This is a genomic window from Kitasatospora sp. HUAS MG31, assembly GCF_040571325.1.
Lineage (GTDB): Bacteria > Actinomycetota > Actinomycetes > Streptomycetales > Streptomycetaceae > Kitasatospora > Kitasatospora camelliae.
In genome coordinates this window covers 2247191-2268128 of record NZ_CP159872.1, presented here as the reverse complement: position 1 = coordinate 2268128, position 20938 = coordinate 2247191, and the positions used below count along the sequence as shown (strand labels likewise).

Below are 20938 nucleotides of genomic sequence, written 5' to 3'. Positions count from 1 at the left end.
GGATGGGATCAGGAGTTGTCGCGGGCCAGGCGGAGCAGATCGCCCAGGTCCATCTCGTCGATCAGGTCGTCCGCGGTGTCCGCGGCCTCAGCGGCTGCGGGGGAGACGGGGGAGGCGGCCGGGCCGACGCCGGGCAGCCCGGGGTCGAGCTCGGTGCGCAGTTGCTTGGCCAGCGCCGCCGGGGTCGGGTAGTCGAAGATCAGCGTGCTGCTCAGCCGGAGTCCGGTGGCCTCGGCGAGCAGCTTGCGCAGCTCCACCGCGGTGAGCGAGTCGAACCCCTGCTCGAGGAAGCCGCGTTCGGCGTCCAACCCGGTGGGCGGCAGCTCGCCGAACACCCCGGCGACGCAGCTCTCCACCAGGTCCAGCACCAGCTCGTCCCGCTCCGGCTCGGCGAGCGAGGCCAGCCGCTCCCGCAGGACGGCGACCGCGTCCGGACGCCCCTCGGCCACCGGCTCCTCGGCCGGCCGCGCCGCCGGGACGGTCTCCCGGCCACGGCGCCAGGCCGCCAGCAGCGGCAGCGCCGCCGCCAGCTCGGCCGGCAGACCGGCCTCGCCCTCCACCCGCAGCAGCGCGGCCAGCGAGCCCTCGTCCTGCTGCTCCACCGCCGCCCAGAAGGCCGCGTCCACCGGGTCCACGGCCCGCGGCTGGGTGACCTCCAGCCAGAAGCGCTCGCGCTGGAAGGCGTACGTCGGGAGCGCCACCCGCCGGCCGTCCGCGTGGAAGGCCGCCCAGTCCACCGGGACGCCGCGCAGGTGCAGCGCCGCCAGGGCGGACACCAGGGTGTGCTCCTCGTCGCGGTCGCGGCGCAGCACCGGGACGAACGCCCGGCCGGAGCCCTCCGCGGCGTCCAGGCACTCCTGCCCCATCGCGGTGAGCACCGCGTCCGGGCCCAGCTCCAGGAAGGTGGTCACGCCCTTGTCGGCCAGCGTGGTGACGGCGTCGTGGAAGCGGACGGCCTGGCGGGCGTGGCGGACCCAGTAGTCGGGGTCGGTGAGTTCCTCGGTGGTGGCGAGGCGGCCGGTGAGGGTGGAGACGATCGGGATCCGCGGTTCGGCGTAGCTCAGTGAGGCGGCCACCTCGCGGAACTCGTCGAGCATGGGGTCCATCAGCGGGGAGTGGAAGGCGTGGCTGACCTTGAGCGGTCGGGCTTTCTCGAACTGTGTGGCGATGGCGTGGACTTCGTCCGCGTCGCCGGCGATGACGACCGAGCGGGGGCCGTTGACGGCGGCGATGGAGACCCGGTCGGTGAGCAGCGGCCGGACGGTGTCCTCCCCGGCGCGCAGCGCCACCATGGCGCCGCCGGAGGGGAGGTGCTGCATCAGCCGGGCGCGGGTGGTGACCAGCTTCGCCGCGTCGCCGAGGGAGAGCACCCCGGCCACGTGGAACGCGGCGATCTCACCGATCGAGTGCCCGGCCAGGAACTGCGGCCGCACCCCGAAGGACTCCACCAGCCGGAACAGCGCCACCTCGACCGCGAACAGCGCCGGCTGGGTCCAACCCGTCCGGTCCAACTCCTCGCCGCCCTCCGCGATCACCTCCCGCAACGGCCGCTCCAGGAACCGGTCCAACTCCCCACAGACCTCGTCGAACGCCGACGCGAACACCGGGAAAGCCTCCGCCAATCCCCGACCCATGCCGACCCGCTGCGCCCCCTGCCCGGTGAACAGGAACGCCGTCCTGCCGGACGCGGCCCGGCCGCGCAGCACCCCGGGTGCGGGTGTCGTGCCGTTCGCCAACGCCGTCAGACCGCCGAGGAGTTCGTCCCGTCCGGCGGCCACCACGGCGCCCCGGTACGGGAACTGCGAGCGGGTGGTCGCCAGCGACAGCCCGAGGTCGGCCGGGTGCAGCTCGGGCCGGTCCTCGACCAGCTCCAGCAGCCGGGCGGCCTGCCCGCGCAGCGCCTCCTCGGTACGGCCGGAGAGCAGCAGCGGCCGGACCGCCGCCCGCTCCTCCCCGGTCCGCCCGGGCGCGGCCGGCGCCGGGTCGCCCTCCTCCAGCACCACATGGGCGTTGGTGCCGCTGATGCCGAAGGAGGAGACGCCGGCCCGGCGCGGACGGCCGGTGGCCGGCCAGTCCCGGGTTCCGAGGGCGAGTTCCACCGCGCCCGCCGTCCAGTCCACGTGCGGCGAGGGCTGCTCCACGTGCAGGGTGCCGGGCAGGACGCCGTGGCGCATGGCCAGCACCGTCTTGATCACGCCGGCCACGCCGGCGGCCGCCTGGGTGTGCCCGATGTTGGACTTCACCGAGCCGAGCAGCAGCGGCAGTTCACGGTCCTGGCCGTAGGTGGCCAGCAGAGCCTGGGCCTCGATCGGGTCGCCCAGCTTGGTGCCGGTGCCGTGCGCCTCCACCACGTCCACCTCGGCGGCGCTCAGCCCGGCGGTCTCCAGCGCCTGCCGGATCACCTTCTCCTGTGCCGTGCCGTTGGGGGCGGTGAGCCCGTTGGAGGCGCCGTCCTGGTTGACCGCGCTGCCGCGCAGCACGGCGAGGACCGGGTGCCCGTTGCGGCGGGCGTCGGAGACACGTTCCACCAGCAGCAGGCCGATGCCCTCGGAGAAGGCGGTGCCGTCGGCGCCCTCGGCGAAGGCCTTGCAGCGGCCGTCCTCGGCGAGGCCGCGCTGCCGGGCGAACTCGATCAGCAGCTTGGGCGTGGACATCACGGTCACGCCGCCGGCCAGCGCCAGGTCGCACTCGCCGCGGCGCAGCGCGGCCGCCGCGAAGTGCAGGGCCACCAGCGAGGAGGAGCAGGCGGTGTCCACGGTGACGGCCGGGCCCTCCAGGCCGAGGGCGTATGCCACCCGGCCGGTGGCCACGCTGGCCGCGCTGCCGTTGCCGAGGTAGCCGTCGACCTCCTCGGGGACGTCCTGCACCCAGGTCGCGTAGTCGTGGTAGACCATGCCCGCGTACACGCCGGTGCGGGTGCCGCGCAGCGACTGCGGGTCGATCCCGGCGCGTTCGAAGGCCTCCCAGCCGGTCTCCAGCAGCAGCCGCTGCTGGGGGTCCATGGCCAGGGCCTCGCGGCGGTTGATGCCGAAGAACGCGGGGTCGAACCCGGCCACGTCGGTGAGGAAGCCGCCGGTGCGGGCGTAGGTGCGGCCCGGGGTGCCCGGCTCGGGGTGGTAGATGCCCTCCAGGTCCCAGCCGCGGTCGGCCGGGAACCCGGACAGCACCGAGCCGCCGTCGGCGAGGACCTCCCACAGCCCCTCGGGGGTGCTGATCCCGCCGGGGAAGCGGCAGCTCATCGCGACGATGGCGATCGGCTCGTCCGCCCCGGCGTCCGCGACCCGGGTGGTCCGGGCGGGGGCGTCGGCCTCGTCGCCGAGCAGTTCGCGGAGCAGGTGGGCGGCGAGCGCCTGCGGGGTCGGGTGGTTGAACACCAGGGTGGCCGGGAGGCGCAGCCCGGTGGCCGCGTTGAGGCGGTTGCGGAGCTCGACCGCGGTCAGCGAGTCGAAGCCCAGCTCCTTGAGCGCCTTGTCCTCCTCGACGGCCTCGCCGGAGCCGTGTCCGAGCACCCCGGCGACGTGGCCGCGGACCAGGTCGAGCACGGTCCGCCGGCGCTCCTCGCCGGACAGTCCGGCCAGCCGCTCGGCCAGGCCGCCCGCCGCGACGGCCTCCGCGCCGCCCGCGGTCCGCCGGGCGGATCCGCGGCCGCCGCCGGCCAGATCGCGCAGCAGTACGGGCAGCGGGCCCGTCTGGCCGCGCAGCCGGGCGCGGTCCAGCTGGATCGGCACCAGCACCGGTTCGCCGGAGGCCGCGGCCGCGTCGAACAGGGCCAGGCCGGTCTCGGCGGTCATCGCCACGGCGCCGCCGCGGACGATCCGCTGGAGGTCGCCCTCGTCGAGGCGGCCGGCCATGCCGGTGCGCTCCTGCCACAGGCCCCAGGCCATCGAGACGGCGGGCAGGCCCCGGGCGCGGCGGCGCTCGGCCAGCGCGTCCAGGAAGCAGTTGGCGGCGGCGTAGTTGGCCTGTCCCGGGTTGCCGAGGACGCCGGCCGCGGCCGAGAACAGCACGAAGCTGCGGACATCGCCGGCCAGTTCGTGCAGGTTGAGCGCGCCGGTCACCTTGGGGGCGAGCACCCGGTCGACCTGCTCGGGGGAGAGCGCCACCACGATGCCGTCGTCCACCACGCCGGCGGTGTGCACCACGGCGGTCAGCGGGTGCTCGGCCGGGATGCCGGCGAGCAGCGCCGCCAGGGCGTCCCGGTCGGCCACGTCGCAGGCGGCCAGGGTCACCTCGGCGCCCAGCGCGGTGAGTTCGGCGACCAGCTCGGCGGAGCCGGGGGCCTCGGCGCCGCGCCGGCTGGTGAGCAGCAGGCGGCGGGCACCGTGGGCGGAGACCAGGTGCCGGGCGGTGAGCTCGCCGAGGCCGCCGACCGCGCCGGTGACCAGCACCGTCCCGGAGACGTCCAGGGGCTGCGGCTCGCCCGTCCCGGCCGGCGCCTTGGCCAGCCGCGGGACGAGCACCGCGCCGGCGCGGACGGCCAGCTGCGGCTCGGTGTCCACCGGCAGGGCGGCCAGCGGCGGTTCGCCGCCGTCGCCGTCCCGGTCGACCAGCAGCAGCCGGTCCGGGTTCTCCGACTGCGCGGAGCGGACCAGACCCCAGACCGCGGCCGACACCGGGTCGGGGCAGCCGGCCCCCGCGCTCACCGCGCCGCGGGTCAGTACGGCCAGTCGGGCCTGCGCGAACCGCGGGTCCACCAGCCACTCCTGGACCAGCCGCAGCACCCGGCCGGTGGCCGCGGAGACGGCGGCGGACAGCTCGACCGCGCCCTCCGGGCCCGCGTACGGGTCCAGTTCGACGGCGACCACGTCCGGCACCGGCGCGCCGGCGTCCACCGTGGCGCCCAGCGCGGCCAGGTCGGCGAGGCCGTCCCCGCGCTCGCCGAGGACCGTCCAGGAACGCTCCGGCTGCCCGGCGGCGGCGACCGGGAGCCACTCGACCCGCAGCAGGGCGTCGCGGACCGTCCGGTCGGCGGTGCGCAGCTGCTCGGCGGAGACCGGGCGCAGCAGCAGGGACTCCACCGTGGCGACCGGCGTGCCGGTCGGGTCGGTGACGGAGAGCGCGAGCGTGTCGGGCGCGGTCCGGGTGAGGCGGACGCGCAGCGCGGTGGCGCCGCTCGCGTGCAGGGTCACCCCGCCCCAGGAGAACGCCAGCCGGCCCTGCTCGGCCTCGGGCACCAGGCCCATGGCGTGCAGCGCGGCGTCCAGCAGGGCCGGGTGCAGCCCGTACCGGGCGGCGGCGGCCTGCTCGGCGGCGGGCAGCGCGACCTCGGCGTGGACCGTGCCCTCCCGGTCCAGCCAGGCGGCCCGCAGGCCCTGGAAGGCCGGCCCGTAGTCCACCCCGGCCTCGGCCAGCCGCTGGTAGGCGTCGCCGACCTCCAGCGCCTCGGCGCCCTTCGGCGGCCAGGCGGTCGGCTCGGCGGCCTCGCCGGCCTGCGGGGCGAGCGACCCGGAGGCGTGCCGGGTCCACGGCTCCTCCTCGGCCGCCTCGGCGGGCCGGGAGTGGATCTGCAGCGGGCGGACGCCGCCGCTCTCCGCGCCGATCAGCACCTGGAACCGGACGCCGCCCTGCTCGGGCAGGATCAGCGGCGCCTCCAGGGTCAGCTCCTCCACCCGGCCGCAGCCCACCTCGTCGCCGGCCCGGACGGCCAGCTCCAGGAAGGCCGTTCCGGGCAGCAGGGTGGCGCCCTGGACGGTGTGGTCGGCCAGCCACGGCGTGGTGTGCCGGGACAGCAGGCCGGTCAGCAGGTGCCCGTGCCCGTCGGCGAGCGGGACGGCCGCGCCGAGCATCGGGTGCTCGGGGGCGGCCAGGCCCGCGGTGGTGACGTCGGCGGTGGCGGCCAGGGTGTCCAGCCAGTACCGGCTGCGCTGGAAGGCGTACGTCGGCAGGTCGATCCGGCGGGCGCCGGGGAACAGCCGGGCCCAGTCCACGGCCGCGCCGGCGGTGTAGGCCTGGGCGAGCGAGGTGAGGAAACGGCGGCTGCCGCCCTCGTCCCGGCGCAGCGAGCCGACCGCCCGGGCCGGGGTGCCGTCCAGGGTGTCCTGGAGCGCCGAGGTGAGCACCGGGTGCGGGCTGATCTCGACGAACAGGTCGTGGCCCAGTTCGGCGAGGCGGGTGACGGCCTCGTGCAGGCGGACGGTCTGCCGCAGGTTGCGGTACCAGTAGCGGGCGTCCAGCGCGGTGGTGTCCAGCCAGTCCCCGTCCACGGTGGACAGGAACGGCACGGCGGCCGGGCGGGGCGCGACGGGGGCGAGCAGCTCCAGCAGCTCGGCCTCGATCCGTTCCACGTGGGCGGAGTGCGAGGCGTAGTCCACCTTGATCCGGCGGGCGTGGACGCCGTCCGCCGCGCAGCGGGCCAGCAACTCGTCCAGGGCGTCGGCGTCGCCGGCCACCACCACGGAGGAGGGGCCGTTGACGGCGGCCACCGACACCCGGTCCGCCCAGGGCGCCAGGGTGGCGACGGCCTCCTCGGCCGACTGCGGCAGCGACACCATGCCGCCGCGTCCGGCGATGGCGGTGATGGCCTTCGAGCGGAGGGCGACGACGCGGGCGCCGTCCTGGAGGGAGAGGGCGCCGGCGACGGTGGCGGCGGCGATCTCGCCCTGGGAGTGGCCGATCACGGCGGCTGGTTCGACGCCGTAGGAGCGCCAGAGCGCGGCCAACGACACCATGACGGCCCAGAGGGCGGGCTGGACGACGTCGACCCGGTCGTAGCCGGGGGCGCCTTCGGTGCCGCGCAGGACGTCGAGGAGGTTCCAGTCGGTGAACTCCGCGAGGGCGTCCGCGCATTCGGTGATGCGGGCGGCGAACACCGTCTCGGTGTCGAGGAGTTCGACGGCCATGCCGGCCCACTGGGCGCCCTGGCCGGGGAAGACGAAGACGGTCCGGGCGGTGCCCGTGGCGGTGCCCTCGACCACGGTGGCCGTCTCGGTGCCCGCGGCCAGCGCCTCCAGCCCGGCGGCCAGCTCCTCCGCCCGGGACCCGAGTACCACCGCGCGGTGCTGGAAGGCGGACCGGGTGGTCACCAGCGAGTACCCCAGGTCCACCGGCTGCTCGACCCGTCCCGCCAGCCGTCCGGCCTGGGCGCGCAGCGCGTCCGCCGACTTCGCGGAGACCACCAGCGGGAGCACCCCGGGCCGGGTCGCGAGCTGGGCCGTGGGCTGCGGGGCGGGCTCGGGGGCGGGGGCCTGCTCCAGGATGACGTGGGCGTTGGTGCCGCTGACGCCGAAGGAGGAGACGCCGACCCGGCGCGGGCGGCCGCCGGTCTCCGGCCAGGCGCGGGTCTCGGTCAGCAGCTCCACCGACCCGGCCGTCCAGTCCACGTGCGGCGTGGGCTCGTCGATGTGCAGGGTGCGGGGCAGCAGGCCGTGCTGCATGGCTAGCACCATCTTGATCACCCCGGCGGCGCCGGCGGCACTCTGGGTGTGGCCGAGGTTGGACTTCACCGAGCCGAGCAGCAGGGGCAGTTCGCGCTGCCGGCCGTAGGTGGCGAGGAGGGCGTGGGCCTCGATCGGGTCGCCGAGCCTGGTGCCGGTGCCGTGCGCCTCGACGGCGTCCACGTCGGCGGCGGTGAGTCCGGCCGTGGCCAGCGCCTGCCGGATCACCCGCTCCTGGGCCGGGCCGTTGGGAGCGGTGAGGCCGTTGGAGGCGCCGTCCTGGTTGATCGCGGTGGCCCGGACCACCGCCAGCACCGGGTGCCCGTGGCGGCGGGCGTCGGAGAGCCGCTCCACCAGCAGCACGCCCACCCCTTCCGCCATGCCGAACCCGTCGGCGGCCCCGGCGAAGGCCTTGCAGCGCCCGTCCTCGGCCAGGCCGCGCTGCCGGCTGAAGGCGACCAGGCCCTCGGGGGTGGCCATCACGGCCGCGCCGGCCGCCAGCGCCAGCGAGCACTCGCCGGCGCGCAGCGACTGCACGGCCAGGTGGAGGGCCACCAGCGAGGAGGAGCAGGCGGTGTCGATGGTCACCGCCGGGCCCTCCAGGCCCAGGGTGTAGGCGATCCGGCCGGAGACCACGCTGGCCGCGTTACCGGTGACCAGGAAGTTCTCGTTGCCGGGCGGGGCGGCGGCCAGCAGGGTGCCGTAGTCCTGGCCGTGGGTGCCGACGAACACGCCGACCTGCCCGCCCCGGACGGTCGCCGGGTCGATCCCGGCCCGCTCGAACGCCTCCCAGCTGGTCTCCAGCAGCAGCCGCTGCTGCGGATCGGTGGCGTGCGCCTCCCGCGGGCTGATCCCGAAGAACGCGGCGTCGAACTCGGCCACGTCGTACAGGAATCCGCCCTCACGGGTGTACGAGGTGCCGACCCGGTCCGGGTCGGGGTCGTAGAGGCCGTCGACGTCCCAGCCGCGGTCGGTGGGCAGCGGGCCGACCGCGTCGCGCTCGGCCAGCACCAGCTCCCACAGCTCCTCGGGGGTCCGGACCTCGCCGGGGAACCGGCAGCCCATGCCGACGATCACGACCGGGTCGTCCTCCCCGGCCGCACCGGCCGGCGCGGCGACGGGTGCGGCCGTGACCGCGGCCGGGAGGAGGCCGCCCAGCAGCTGCTCGCGCAGGTGGCCGGCGAGGGCGTTCGGGGTCGGGTAGTTGAAGATCAGGGTGGCGGGCAGCCGCAGGCCGGTGGAGCCGTGCAGGCGGTTGCGGAGCTCGACCGCGGTCAGCGAGTCGAAGCCCAGCTCCTTGAAGGTCCGCTCGGGGTCCACCACCGCGCCCGGCGCGTAGCCGAGCACCGTCCCGGCGGTGGCCCGGACCAGCTCCAGCAGCTCCCGGTCCCGCTCGGCCCCGGCCAGCCCGGCCAGCCGCTGCGCCAGCGCGGAGCCACCCGCCCGGTCGGCCTGCTTCGGACGGGCCGACCGGGCGCGGACCAGGCCGCGCAGCAGCGGGTGGACGGCCCCGGACTGGGCGCGCACCGCCGCCAGGTCCAGCCGGATCGGCATCAGCGCCGCCTCGCCGGTGGCGCGGGCCGCGTCCAGCAGGGCGAGGCCCTCCTCGGCGGAGAGCGCCGCGGTGCCCACGCCGGCGATCCGGCGCAGGTCGGTGCCGGTGAGCCGGCCGCCCATGCCGCTGCGCTCCGCCCACAGGCCCCAGGCCAGCGACAGCGCCGGCCGGCCGACGGCCCGCAGGTGGCCCGCGTAGGCGTCCAGGAAGGCGTTGGCGGCCGCGTAGTTGGCCTGGCCGCCGGCGCCGAACACGGCCGCGGCGGAGGAGTACAGCACGAAGGCGGCGAGGTCGCTGCCGGCGGTCAGCTCGGCCAGGTGGAGCGCGCCGGAGAGCTTGGGGGCGAGCACCCGGTCGACCTGCTCGCCGGTCAGCGTCTCGATCACGCCGTCGTCGACGATGCCGGCGGTGTGCACCACGGCGGTCAGCGGGTGCTCGGCCGGGATACCGGCGAGCAGGGCCGCCAGGGCGTCCCGGTCGGCCACATCGCAGGCGGCCAGGGTCACCTCGGCGCCCAGCGCGGTGAGTTCGGCGACCAGCTCGGCGGAGCCGGGAGCCTCGGCGCCCCGCCGGCTGGTGAGCAGCAGGTGCCGGACGCCGTGCGCGGTCACCAGGTGCCGGGCGGCCAGCACGCCCAGGCCGCCGGTGGCGCCGGTGACCAGGGCGGTGCCCTCCGGGTCGAGCGCCGGGGCGGACTCCTCCGCGGGCCGGACCCGGGCCAGCCGGGCGGCCCGCACCGCGCCGTCCCGCAGCAGCAGTTGGGGCTCACCGCCGGCCAGCGCGGCCGGCAGCGCCCGGTACGAGGCGTCGGTGCCGTCCAGGTCGACCAGGGTGAAGCGGTCCGGGTGCTCGGACTGCGCGGACCGGACCAGGCCCCACAGCGGGGCGGTCACCAGGTCCGGCAGGGCGTCCCCGCCGGTCGCCACCGCGCCGCGGGTCAGCACCACCAGCCGGCTCTCGGCGAACCGCTCCTCGGCCAGCCACGCCTGCAGCAGCTCCAGCAGACCGCGGGTGGCCGCCTGGACGGCCGGCACCAACTCCCCGTCCCCGGAGGGCGCGAGGGGCAGCAGCACGGTCTCCGGGACGGCGTCGTCGGCGGCGGCCAGGGCGGCCAGGTCGGCGTACGCGGCCACGGTGCCGCCCGCCGCGGTGAGACCGGCGGCCACCCCGAGCGGGTCCGCGCCGACCAGGGCGCGGCGGCCGGCGGCGACGGCCGCGGCCGGCAGCTCGGTCCACTCGACCCGGAACAGCGAGTCGGTGCCGTGCCCGGCCCCCACGGAGGCCAACTGCTCGGCGGAGACCGGCCGGACGGCCAGGCTCTCCACCGACACCACCGGGGTGCCGTGCTCGTCGGCGGCCTCCAGGGCCACCGCGTCCAGTCCGACCGGGGAGAGCCGCACCCGCAGCGCGGTGGCGCCGGCGGTGTGCAGCGAGACCCCGCTCCAGGAGAAGGCCAGGTGGCCCTCGGCGGAGTCCTGGGCGTGCCGGACCGCGCCCAGGTCCATGGCGTGCAGCGCGGCGTCCAGCAGGGCCGGGTGCAGGCCGTACCGGGCCGACCGGTCGGCGACCTCCTCGGCCAGGAGCACCTCGCTGAACACCTCCTCGCCGCGCTTCCAGGCCGCCCGCACGCCCTGGAACGCCGGGCCGTAGCCGGCCGCCAGGCGCTCGTACAGGTCCGCCACCGGCAGCGGCTCGGCGCCCGCCGGGGGCCAGGACGTCAGATCGGCCGGGGCGGCCGGGGCGGCGGGGGAGAGGGTGCCGGAGGCGTGCCGGGTCCAGGGCTGCGTGGCGGAGGCGTCCTGCGGCCGCGAGTGCAGGCCGACCGGGCGCGCGCCGGAGGCGTCGGCCTCGCCGACCACCACCTGCAGCTGCACCCCGCCCTGCTCGGGCAGGATCAGCGGCGCCTGAAGGGTCAGCTCCTCCAGCCGGCCGCAGCCGACCTCGTCGCCGGCCCGGATCGCCAGGTCCACCATGGCCGTTCCGGGCAGCAGGGTGGCGCCCATAACGGTGTGGTCGGCCAGCCAGGGGTGGGTGCTGCGGGAGATCAGACCGGTCAGCAGGTGGCCGCGGCCGTCGGCGAGCGGGACGGCCGCGCCCAGCATCGGGTGCTCGGGGGCGGCCAGGCCGGCGGTGGTCACGTCGGTGGCGGTGGCGGTGGCCTCCAGCCAGTACCGGCTGCGCTGGAACGTGTAGGTGGGCAGGGCGATCCGGCGGGCGCCGGGGAACAGCCGGGCCCAGTCCACGGCCGCGCCGGCGGTGTACGCCTGGGCGAGCGAGGTGAGGAAACGGCGGCTGCCGCCGTCGTCCCGGCGCAGCGAGCCGACCGCCCGGGCCGGGGCGCCGTTCAGGGTGTCCTCCACCGCGCCGGTGAGCACCGGGTGCGGGCTGACCTCCACGAACAGGTCGTGGCCCTGCTCGGCGAGGGCCGCGGTGGCCTCCTGCAGGCGGACGGTCTGCCGCAGGTTGCGGTACCAGTACAGGGCGTCCATCGGTGTGCCGCCGAGCCAGTCGCCGTCGACCGTCGAGAACAGCGGGACCTCGGGGCGCAGCGGCGCGACGGGCGCCAGCAGCTCCTGCAGCGTGTCGTGCAGTTCCTCGACGTGGGCGGAGTGCGAGGCGTAGTCCACGGGGACGCGGCGGGCGCGGACGCCCTCCTCGGTGAACCGTTCCACCAGGTCGTCCAGGGCGTCGGCGTCGCCGGAGACCACCACGGAGGCGGGGCCGTTGACGGCGGCGACGGAGATCCGGCCGGTCCAGCGGGACAGGTCCAGCTCCTTCGGCGCCAGGGCGATGGAGACCATGCCGCCGCGTCCGGCGATGGCGGTGATGGCCTTCGAGCGGAGGGCGACGACGCGGGCGCCGTCCTGGAGGGAGAGGGCGCCGGCGACGGTGGCGGCGGCGATCTCGCCCTGGGAGTGGCCGATCACGGCGGCGGGTTCGACGCCGTAGGAGCGCCAGAGCGCCGCGAGCGACACCATGACGGCCCAGAGGGCGGGTTGGACGACGTCGACCCGGTCGTAGCCGGGGGCGTCCTCGGTGCCGCGGAGGACGTCGAGGAGGTTCCAGTCGGTGAACTCGGCGAGTGCCTGGGCGCATTCGGTGATGCGGGCGGCGAACACCGGTTCGGTGTGGAGGAGTTCGACGGCCATGCCGGCCCACTGGGCGCCCTGGCCGGGGAAGACGAACACGGTCCGGGCGGTGCCCGTGGCGGTGCCCTCGACCACGGTGGCCGTCTCGGTGCCCGCGGCCAGCGCCTCCAGCCCGGCTGCCAGCTCCTCCGCCCGGGACCCGAGTACCACCGCGCGGTGCTGGAAGGCGGACCGGGTGGTCACCAGCGAGTACCCCAGGTCGGCGGGGACGAGCGAGCCGTCCACCATCGCCCGCAGCCGCTCGGCCTGGGCGCGCAGCGCCGCCGGCGACTTGGCGGAGACCACCAGCGGCAGCACCGCCTCCTCGGCCGTACCGCAGGACGGCTGCTCCTCCTCGGCGGGCACGTGCTCGACGATGACGTGGGCGTTGGTGCCGCTGATGCCGAAGGAGGAGATGCCGGCCCGGCGCGGGTGGCCGGTGGCCGGCCATGCCCGGTCCTCGGTGAGGAGTTCGACGGCGCCGGCCGTCCAGTCCACGTGCGGGGTGGGCTGGTCGACGTGCAGGGTGCGCGGCAGCAGGCCGTGCTGCATGGCGAGCACCATTTTGATGATGCCGCCGACGCCGGCCGCCGCCTGGGCGTGGCCGATGTTGGACTTCAGGGAGCCCAGCAGCAGGGGGAGTTCACGCTCCTGCCCGTAGGTGGCGAGCAGCGCGTTGGCCTCGATCGGGTCGCCGAGCCGGGTGCCGGTGCCGTGTGCCTCGACGGCGTCCACCTCGGCGGGGGACAGGCCCGCGGTGGCCAGGGCCTCGCGGATCACCCGTTCCTGGGCCGGGCCGTTGGGGGCGGTGAGGCCGTTGGAGGCGCCGTCCTGGTTGACGGCAGTCCCGCGGACCAGTGCGAGCACCGGGTGCCCGTGGCGGCGGGCGTCCGAGAGCCGCTCCACCAGCAGCACACCGACGCCCTCCGCCCAGCCGGTGCCGTCCGCGGCCGCCGCGAAGGACTTGCAGCGGCCGTCCTCGGCCAGCCCGCGCTGTCGGCTGAACTCCACGAACACCTCGGGCGTCGCCATCAGCGCCACACCGCCGGCCAGCGCCAGGTCGCACTCGCCGCGCCGCAGCGCCGCCACCGCCAGGTGGAGCGCCACCAGCGAGGAGGAGCAGGCCGTGTCGACCGTGATCGCCGGGCCCTCCAGGCCGAAGGTGTACGCCACCCGGCCGGAGGCCACGCTGCCGGCCGTCCCGGTGCCGAGGTAGCCCTCGACCTCCTCGGGCGTCCGGGGCAGCCGGCTGGCGTAGTCGTGGAACATCACGCCGGTGAACACGCCGGTGCGGCTGCCGCGCAGCGACCCGGGGTCGATCCCGGCCCGCTCGAAGGTCTCCCAGCTGGTCTCCAGCAGCAGCCGCTGCTGCGGGTCCATGGCGAGCGCCTCGCGCGGGCTGATCCCGAAGAAGTCCGGGTCGAACTCGGCGCTGTCGTACAGGAATCCGCCCTCGCGGACGTACGAGCTGCCGCTGGCGTCGGGGGCGCCGCCGAACAGCGCCTCGGTGTCCCAGCCGCGGTCGGTCGGGAACGGCGAGACCGCGTCCCGGCCCTCGGCCACCAGCTCCCACAGGGCCTCCGGGGTGTCCGCCCCGCCCGGGTAGCGGCAGCTCATCGCGACGATCGCGATCGGGTCGCCGTCCGCCGCCTCCATCTGGGCGGGTGCGGTGAACGCCGGTGCCTCGTCGAGGAGTTCGGCGAGCAGGAAGTCGGTCAGCCGGTCCGGGGTGGGGTGGTCGAACACCACGGTGGCCGGCAGCCGCAGGCCCAGCACGGTCCGCAGCCGGTTGCGCAGCCGGACGGCCGAGGCGGAGTCCACCCCGTGGTCCTTGAACGCCCGCTGCGGGGCGATCGCCCGGGGCAGGCCCTGGCCGAGCACCCCGGCGGCCTCGGTCTGCACCAGGCCGAGCACCGCCTGCCGGCGGTCGGCCGCCGGAAGGGCGCGCAGCCGGGTGGCGAACGCGGTGTCCGCGGCCCGGTCGCCGGCGGCCACCGCCGCCCGGAACAGCACGCCGTCCGTCTCCCGGGTGGCGACCACGGGCGTGTCGGCGCCGCCCAGCGCGGAGTCCAGCAGGGCGCCCAGCTCGGCCTCCGAGGCGCCGTCCTCGCCGGCGGTGTCCCAGGCCAGCGAGACCGCGTGCCGCCCGCCGGCCCGGCGGTGCTGCGCCAGCGCGTCCAAGAACGCGCCGCAGCCGCCCTGCTCGCCGCCGGCCGCGCCGAGCAGCCCGTCGGCGGTGGAGACCAGCAGGAAGGCGGTCAGGTCCAGGTCGGCGGTGAGCTCGTGCAGGGCCACCGCGCCGTCCACGGCGGTCCGCACCCAGCGGTCCGCCTGGCCGCCCGCCGCCAGGCCGGGGACGCCGGCCGCGTGCACCACGGCGGTCAGCGGGTGCTCGGCCGGGAGGCCGGCCAGCAGCTCCGCCACGGCCGGGCGGTTGGCGGTGTCGCAGGCGGCCAGCGTGACCTGGGCGCCCAGCTCGCCCAACTCCACCGCCAGGGCGGCCGAGTCGGGGGTGGTGGAGACCAGCACCAGGTGCCGGACGCCGTGCTCGGCGACCAGCCGGCGGGAGATCGCGGCCGCGACCGCGCCGCCCGCACCGGTCACCAGCACCGTGCCCTCCACGGGCAGCCCGGCCCGGGCCGGGGCGATCGGGACCAGCCGCGGCACCCGCAGCACCCCGCCGCGGACCGCGAACTGCGGCTCCCCGGTGGCCAGGGCGGCCGGCAGCGCCGCCAGCGAGGCCGCCTCGCCGTCCAGGTCGGCCAGCACGAACCGGTCCGGGTGGCGGGTCTGCGCCGCGCGCAGCAGCCCCCAGACCGGCGCCGCCGCGAGACCCGGCACCTCCTCGCCCGGATGCACGGCCAGCGCGCCCCGGGTCAGCACCACCAGGCGGGTGGCGGCCAGCCGCTCCTCGGCGAGCCACCGCTCCATCAGATCCGCGCAGTCGGCGGCGGTCCGCCGGGCGGCGTCCGCGACCGGCTCACCCCCGCCGGCTCCCTCGCCCTCGCCGGCGCCGGCACCCGGCCAGGCGAGGTAGACCAGCTCCGGCGCGGCCGCGGCCAGCTCCGCGAGGTCGGCGTACCGCTCCCCGGCCGGCCCGGCCGGGGCGTCCCCGAGCACGGCCGCCCGCGGCGGCTCCCCGGCGGCCTCGGCCGGCACCGGCACCCAGTCCACCCGGTACAGCGCCTCCTGCCGGGCCCCGCGGGCGCCGAGCAGGGTGGCCGGCTGGTCGAACAGCCGGTGCCGGGTGACCTTGCCGGAGGCGGTGCGCGGCACCGCCTCGATCGCGTGGACCTCCTGCGGCACCTTGAAGTACGCCAGCCGCTCCGCGCAGGCCCCGAACACCGCCTCCGCCGTCACACCGCCGGGCCCGGCCACCACGAACGCCACCGGCACCTCGCCGAGCACCTCGTCCGGCCGGCCCGCCACGGCGACGTCCAGCACGCCCGGTACCGTCCGGACGACCGCCTCGATCTCGCCCGGGTGGATGTTCTCGCCGCCCCGGATGATCAGCTCCTTGCGCCGTCCGCTGACGGTCAGCTGGCCGCCGGGCGCCCGCACCGCCAGGTCCCCGGTCCGGTACCAGCCCTCCCGCAGCGCCTCCGCGGTGGCCTCCGGCCGGTTGTGGTAGCCCCACATCAGGCTCGGGCCGCGCACCCACACCTCGCCCTCGGTGCCCGGCCCGGTGTCGATCCCGGTCTCCGGGTCGACCACCCGCACCTCCAGACCCGGCACCGGCAGGCCGCTGGAGCCCTCCACCCGCTCGGCGCCTGGCGCCTCGGTGGCGATCGCGCCGCAGGTCTCGGTGGAGCCGTAGCTGTTGAGCAGCGGCACGCCGAACGCCGCCTCGAAGGAACGGGCCAGCGAGGCCGAGGTGACCGCGCCGGTGGACAGGCACACCCGCAGGTCCGGCGCGTCCAGCCGGCCGTCCCCGGCCTCCCGCAGCAGGTGGTGGTAGAGCGCCGGCACGCCGGCCAGGAAGGTGTACCCGTCGCTGCGCAGCTCGGCCAGCACCTCGTCCGCCGAGAAGCCCGACATGATGTGCGCGGTCGCTCCGGTGGCGGTCACCCCGAGCACGCAGACGATGTGCGCCAGGCTGTGGAACAGCGGCAGCGGCCAGAGCACCAGGTCGCTCTCGGAGAGCCCGAGCAGCGGCGCGTAGCAGGCCGCCACCGACCACAGGCAGCTGCGCTGGGTGGACAGCACGCCCTTCGGCGCCCCGGTGGAGCCGGAGGTGTAGAGCATGAACGCGGTCTCGTCCAGGCCGAGGTCGTCCCGGGCCGGCACCGGCGGTTCGGTGGCGGCCAGCGTCTCGTACGAGGGCAGGCCCTGCAGTGCCGCGCCGGAGACCACGACCAGCAGTCCGGGCCGGTCCGCCCGCAGCCGCAGCACCTGGTCCAGGTGGCGGGTGTCGGTGAGGACCGCGGTGGCGCCGCTGTCGTCCAGCAGGTGGGCCAGCTCCTCGTCGCCGGCGTGCGGGTTGACCGGGACGGCCACCCCGGCGGCGCGGACCACCGCCAGGTAGCTCTCCACCACCTCGACGCCCGCGTCCAGGTGGATCGCCACCCGCTCGCCGCGGCCCAGGCCCAGCGCGGCCAGATGGCCGGCCAGCCGCGCGGTCCGGGCCTCCAGCTCGGCGTAGCCCACGGTCCGGCGGCCGTCCCGGAAGGCCGGCTTGTCGTGGTGCGACTCGGCCTGAGAGCGCAGCAGTTCAGGCAGCGGCCTGATCAGCTCGGTACGCAGCATGTCAACGGCTCCTTGGGCGCGCGGGAACAGCACGTGAGACGGGCTCGGAAGTCCCGGAAAACGGAGAGAGGTGACGCATCATCGGTATCTCGCGAAAGTCTTGCCGAGCCGTCACCGGGGGCCGCACCCCTAGGTTTCCCCTACGGGCCCTTGTCCCGCCCGGGGCCCCCGCAGCAAAGCGGGGGCCGGAATCTGAGGGGTTGTCGGGCCGCGCTCCGTGCCCGAGCTTCGAGATGGAAAAGACCCGCCAGCGGGGCGAGCACCCCGTCCAGAAGGGACCACCGGCGCATCATGACGCTCACCAACGGCGCGGCCGACACCTGGATCCGCCGCTTCCATCCGGCACCGGACGCCCGCGTCCGCCTGGTCTGCCTGCCCCACGCGGGCGGCTCGGCGAGCTACTGGTTCCCGATGTCGGCCGCCACCCCACCGGAGATCGAGGTCCTGGCGATCCAGTACCCGGGCCGCCAGGACCGCCGCCAGGAGCCCTGCCTGGAGACGATCGACGCCCTCGCGGCGCAGGTCACCGAGGCGCTGAAGCCGTACCGCGACCTGCCCCTCGCGCTGTTCGGGCACAGCATGGGCGCGGTGGTCGGGTTCGAGGTCGCCCGCCGCCTGGAGGCGCTGGGCACCCCGCCGGCCGTGCTGTTCGCCTCCGGCCGCCGCGCGCCCTCGCGCCACCGCGACGAGGACGTCCACCTGCGCGGCGTGGACGGCATGGTCGCCGAACTGCGCAAGCTCGACGGCACCGACCCGCGGGCCCTGCAGGACCCGGAGCTGCTGCAGATGATCCTTCCCGCGGTCCGGGCCGACTACAAGGCCGTGGAGACCTACCGGTACCAGCCCGGCCCGCCGCTCTCCTGCCCGGTGCACGCGCTGGTCGGCGACAGCGACGAGAAGGCCACGGTCGACGAGGCCGAGTCCTGGCGGTTCCACACCACCGGCGAATCCCGCCTGCACGTCTTCCCCGGCGGCCACTTCTACCTGAACCAGCACCAGGACGGGATCGTCCGCCTGGTCACCGATCGTCTGCTGTCACCGGCGGCCGCGGCCACCTGACAGCAGAGCCCACACCGAACAGGGAGGGTCATCCATGCCCCAGAGCCAGCCGAACGTCATCCTCCGCGGCGGGTCCGTGCAGCTCGTCCCGGACGAGCAGCGGACCCGGCACGTCTGCGACCCCAGCCAGCCGCTCAAGCTGGCGGTCGCCAACCGCTACGAGCACTTCGAGCCGACCAAGGACACCGTCTCGCGGGGAGGTCTCGAACTGAAGGTCATGGAGTGGGTCGGCCGCACCTACGTGGCGGAGTGACCCCAGCGGCCTGACAGCGGCGGGGAGGGCCGAGTCCACCGGACAGACAGAGGAGTTGTTGGAAGTGACCGTTCTGCACGAAGAGCTCGCCCACCCCGCCGCGGCGTTTCCCCGGCTCGTCCACAACGGCCTGCTGGCCCGGGTCGCGGAGCTGTACGAGCTCCGCGACCTGGTCCGGGCCGGGCCGAGCGAGAAGGCCACCGAGGCGCAGCACGCCAAGGGCAAGCTGACCGCTCGGGAGCGGATCGAGCTGCTGCTGGACGAGGGGTCGTTCCGTGAGGTCGAGCCGCTGCGGCGGCACCGGGCCACCGGGTTCGGTCTGGAGGCGAAGAAGCCGCACACCGATGGTGTGATCACCGGGTGGGGCACCGTGCACGGCCGCACCGTGTTCACCTACGCGCACGACTTCCGGATCTTCGGCGGTGCCCTCGGTGAGGCGCACGCCCAGAAGATCCACAAGATCATGGACATGGCCATCGCGGCCGGTGCGCCGCTGGTGTCGCTGAACGACGGCGCCGGCGCCCGGATCCAGGAGGGCGTCACCGCGCTGGCCGGCTACGGCGGCATCTTCCAGCGCAACACCCGCGCCTCGGGCGTGATCCCGCAGATCAGCGTGATGCTCGGCCCGTGCGCCGGCGGCGCCGCGTACTCGCCCGCGCTGACCGACTTCGTGTTCATGGTCCGTGAGACCTCGCAGATGTTCATCACCGGACCGGACGTGGTCCAGGCCGTCACCGGCGAGAAGATCAGCCAGAACGGCCTCGGCGGCGCCGACGTCCACTCCTCCGTCTCCGGCGTCTCCCACTTCGTCTACGACGACGAGCAGTCCTGCCTGGAGGAGGTCCGCTACCTGCTGTCCCTGCTCCCGCAGAACAACCGCGAGTTCCCCCCGGTCGAGCCGAACGACGACCCCGCCGGACGGCTCTGCCCCGCGCTGGTCGACCTCGTCCCGGCCGAGGGCAACCGGCCGTACGACATGCGCAAGGTGATCGAGGAGATCGTCGACCACGGCGAGTACCTGGAGGTCCACGAGCGCTGGGCCACCAACGTGCTCTGCGCCCTGGCCCGGATCGACGGCCACGTGGTCGGCATCATCGCCAACCAGCCGCAGTCCCTGGCCGGCGTCCTCGACATCAACGCCAGCGAGAAGTCCGCCCGCTTCGTCCAGATGTGCGACGCGTTCAACATCCCGCTGGTCACCATGCTCGACGTCCCCGGCTTCCTGCCCGGCGTCGACCAGGAGCACGACGGCATCATCCGGCACGGCGCCAAGCTGCTCTACGCCTACTGCAACGCCACCGTGCCCCGCATCCAGCTGATCCTCCGCAAGGCCTACGGCGGCGCGTACATCGTCATGGACTCCCGCTCCATCGGCGCGGACCTGTCCTTCGCCTGGCCCACCAACGAGATCGCCGTGATGGGCGCCGAGGGCGCCGCCAACGTGATCTTCCGCCGCGACATCGCCGGCGCCGAGGACCCCGAGGCGATGCGCGCCCAGAAGATCAAGGAGTACAAGACCGAGCTGATGCACCCGTACTACGCGGCCGAACGCGGACTCGTGGACGACGTCATCGACCCGGCCGAGACCCGCGCGGTGCTCGCCTCCTCGCTGGCCATGCTCCGCACCAAGCACGCCGACCTGCCGAGCCGCAAGCACGGCAACCCGCCGATGTAACCGTACGGTCGTCCGACGCCGGTGGCCGCGCCGGGCGGAAGGTGCCTCCCCCGTCCCTTCCGCCTCGCCCGGCCACCGGCGCCCGACCCCTCCGGCCGCCCCGCAATCCGCCCGGAAACCGCTCGGACGGTCCGTCAGCACCCTGGTACCGTCCCCGGATGCCGGTCTCGCTCTTCCAACCTCCCCTGCTCACCCGCCTCCTGGCCGCCGAGCGCATCCTGGTCGCCGGCGCCGGAGGCGGCTTCGACGTCTACGCGGGCCTCCCGATCGCCCTCGCCCTCCGCGCCGCCGGCAAGGAGGTCCACCTCGCCAACCTCTCCTTCAGCCACCTGTACGGCCTGGACACCGAGGTCTGGCAGGCACCCGACCTCGCCAGGATCCGCCCCGACACCCGCTCCGCCGAGCCCTACTTCCCCGAACGCACCCTCGCCCGCTGGCTCCGCCTCCACGGCGAACCCGACACCGTCTGGGCCTTCGCCGCCGTCGGCGTCCGGCCGCTGCGCGCCGCGTACCGGGCCCTGGTGGACCACCTCGGCATCGACGCGATCCTGCTCGTCGACGGCGGCACCGACATCCTGATGCGCGGCGACGAGGCCGGCCTCGGCACCCCCGAGGAGGACATGGCCAGCCTCGGCGCGGTCGCCGGACTCACCGGTGTCCCCGAACGGCTGGTCGCCTGCCTCGGCTTCGGCATCGACGCGTACCACGGGGTCAACCACGCCCTGGTACTGGAGAACCTCGCCGCCCTGGAACGGGAGGGCGGGTACCTCGGCGCGTTCTCGCTGCCGCGGGACTCCCGCGAGGGCACCCTCTACCTGGACGCCGTCGCCCACGCCAGGGCCGCCTTCCCGGAACACCCGAGCATCGTCCACGGATCGGTCGCGGCCGCCCTGCGGGGCGAGTTCGGCGACGTCCGCTTCACCGAGCGGACGGGCGCCACCGAGCTGTTCGTCAACCCGCTGATGACCCTCTACTTCGGCGTCACCGTCGACGCCCTGGCCGCCCGCCACCTCTACCTCGACCGCATCGAACACACCCGCCAGACCCGCCAGATCAGCACCGCCATCGACGAGTTCCGCGACACCCTCCCCCACCAGCGCCCCCGCCGCACCTTCCCCCACTAGGGGGGCGCGTGACCGGCCGCCCCTG

Annotated in this window: 5 protein-coding genes and 1 pseudogene; 4 read left to right on the top strand and 2 right to left on the bottom strand. The window is 75.8% G+C overall.

Annotation, left to right across the window (positions count from 1 at the left end; translation table 11 throughout):
* Window positions 1-8 precede the first annotated feature (8 nt).
* Both ABWK59_RS10420 and ABWK59_RS36610 read right to left on the bottom strand, forming a co-directional pair.
* Window positions 9-14660: an SDR family NAD(P)-dependent oxidoreductase gene (locus ABWK59_RS10420; protein WP_420492916.1), complete on the bottom strand. Its 14652-nt coding sequence runs from the start codon at window positions 14658-14660 to the stop codon at window positions 9-11.
* A gap of 63 nt (window positions 14661-14723) precedes the next feature.
* Window positions 14724-16802 (bottom strand): annotated as a pseudogene (locus ABWK59_RS36610) (AMP-binding protein); the annotation flags it as partial.
* 291 nt (window positions 16803-17093) lie between these two features.
* Between ABWK59_RS36610 and ABWK59_RS10415 the strand changes: the two are divergent.
* From ABWK59_RS10415 to ABWK59_RS10400, 4 genes are all read left to right on the top strand, one after another.
* Window positions 17094-17861 (top strand): thioesterase II family protein, encoded by a 768-nt coding sequence (locus tag ABWK59_RS10415; protein ID WP_354639861.1) that lies wholly within the window; start codon window positions 17094-17096, stop codon window positions 17859-17861.
* Window positions 17862-17895: 34 nt separating this feature from the next.
* Window positions 17896-18114, top strand: coding sequence for a DUF5988 family protein (locus ABWK59_RS10410; RefSeq protein WP_354639859.1), 219 nt, complete (start codon window positions 17896-17898; stop codon window positions 18112-18114).
* 130 nt (window positions 18115-18244) lie between these two features.
* Window positions 18245-19789, top strand: coding sequence for an acyl-CoA carboxylase subunit beta (locus ABWK59_RS10405; protein ID WP_354644902.1), 1545 nt, complete (start codon window positions 18245-18247; stop codon window positions 19787-19789).
* A gap of 158 nt (window positions 19790-19947) precedes the next feature.
* A complete protein-coding gene (locus ABWK59_RS10400) occupies window positions 19948-20913 on the top strand; it encodes a DUF1152 domain-containing protein (protein ID WP_354639857.1) in 966 nt (321 codons plus the stop codon).
* Window positions 20914-20938: the final 25 nt, after the last annotated feature.

Bases quoted from the DNA above. Each gene is read 5' to 3' on its own strand.
- ABWK59_RS10415 (WP_354639861.1), top strand. From the start codon at position 17,094: ATGACGCTCACCAACGGCGCGGCCGACACCTGGATCCGCCGCTTCCAT.
- ABWK59_RS10400 (WP_354639857.1), top strand. From the start codon at position 19,948: ATGCCGGTCTCGCTCTTCCAACCTCCCCTGCTCACCCGCCTCCTGGCC.
- ABWK59_RS10410 (WP_354639859.1), top strand. From the start codon at position 17,896: ATGCCCCAGAGCCAGCCGAACGTCATCCTCCGCGGCGGGTCCGTGCAG.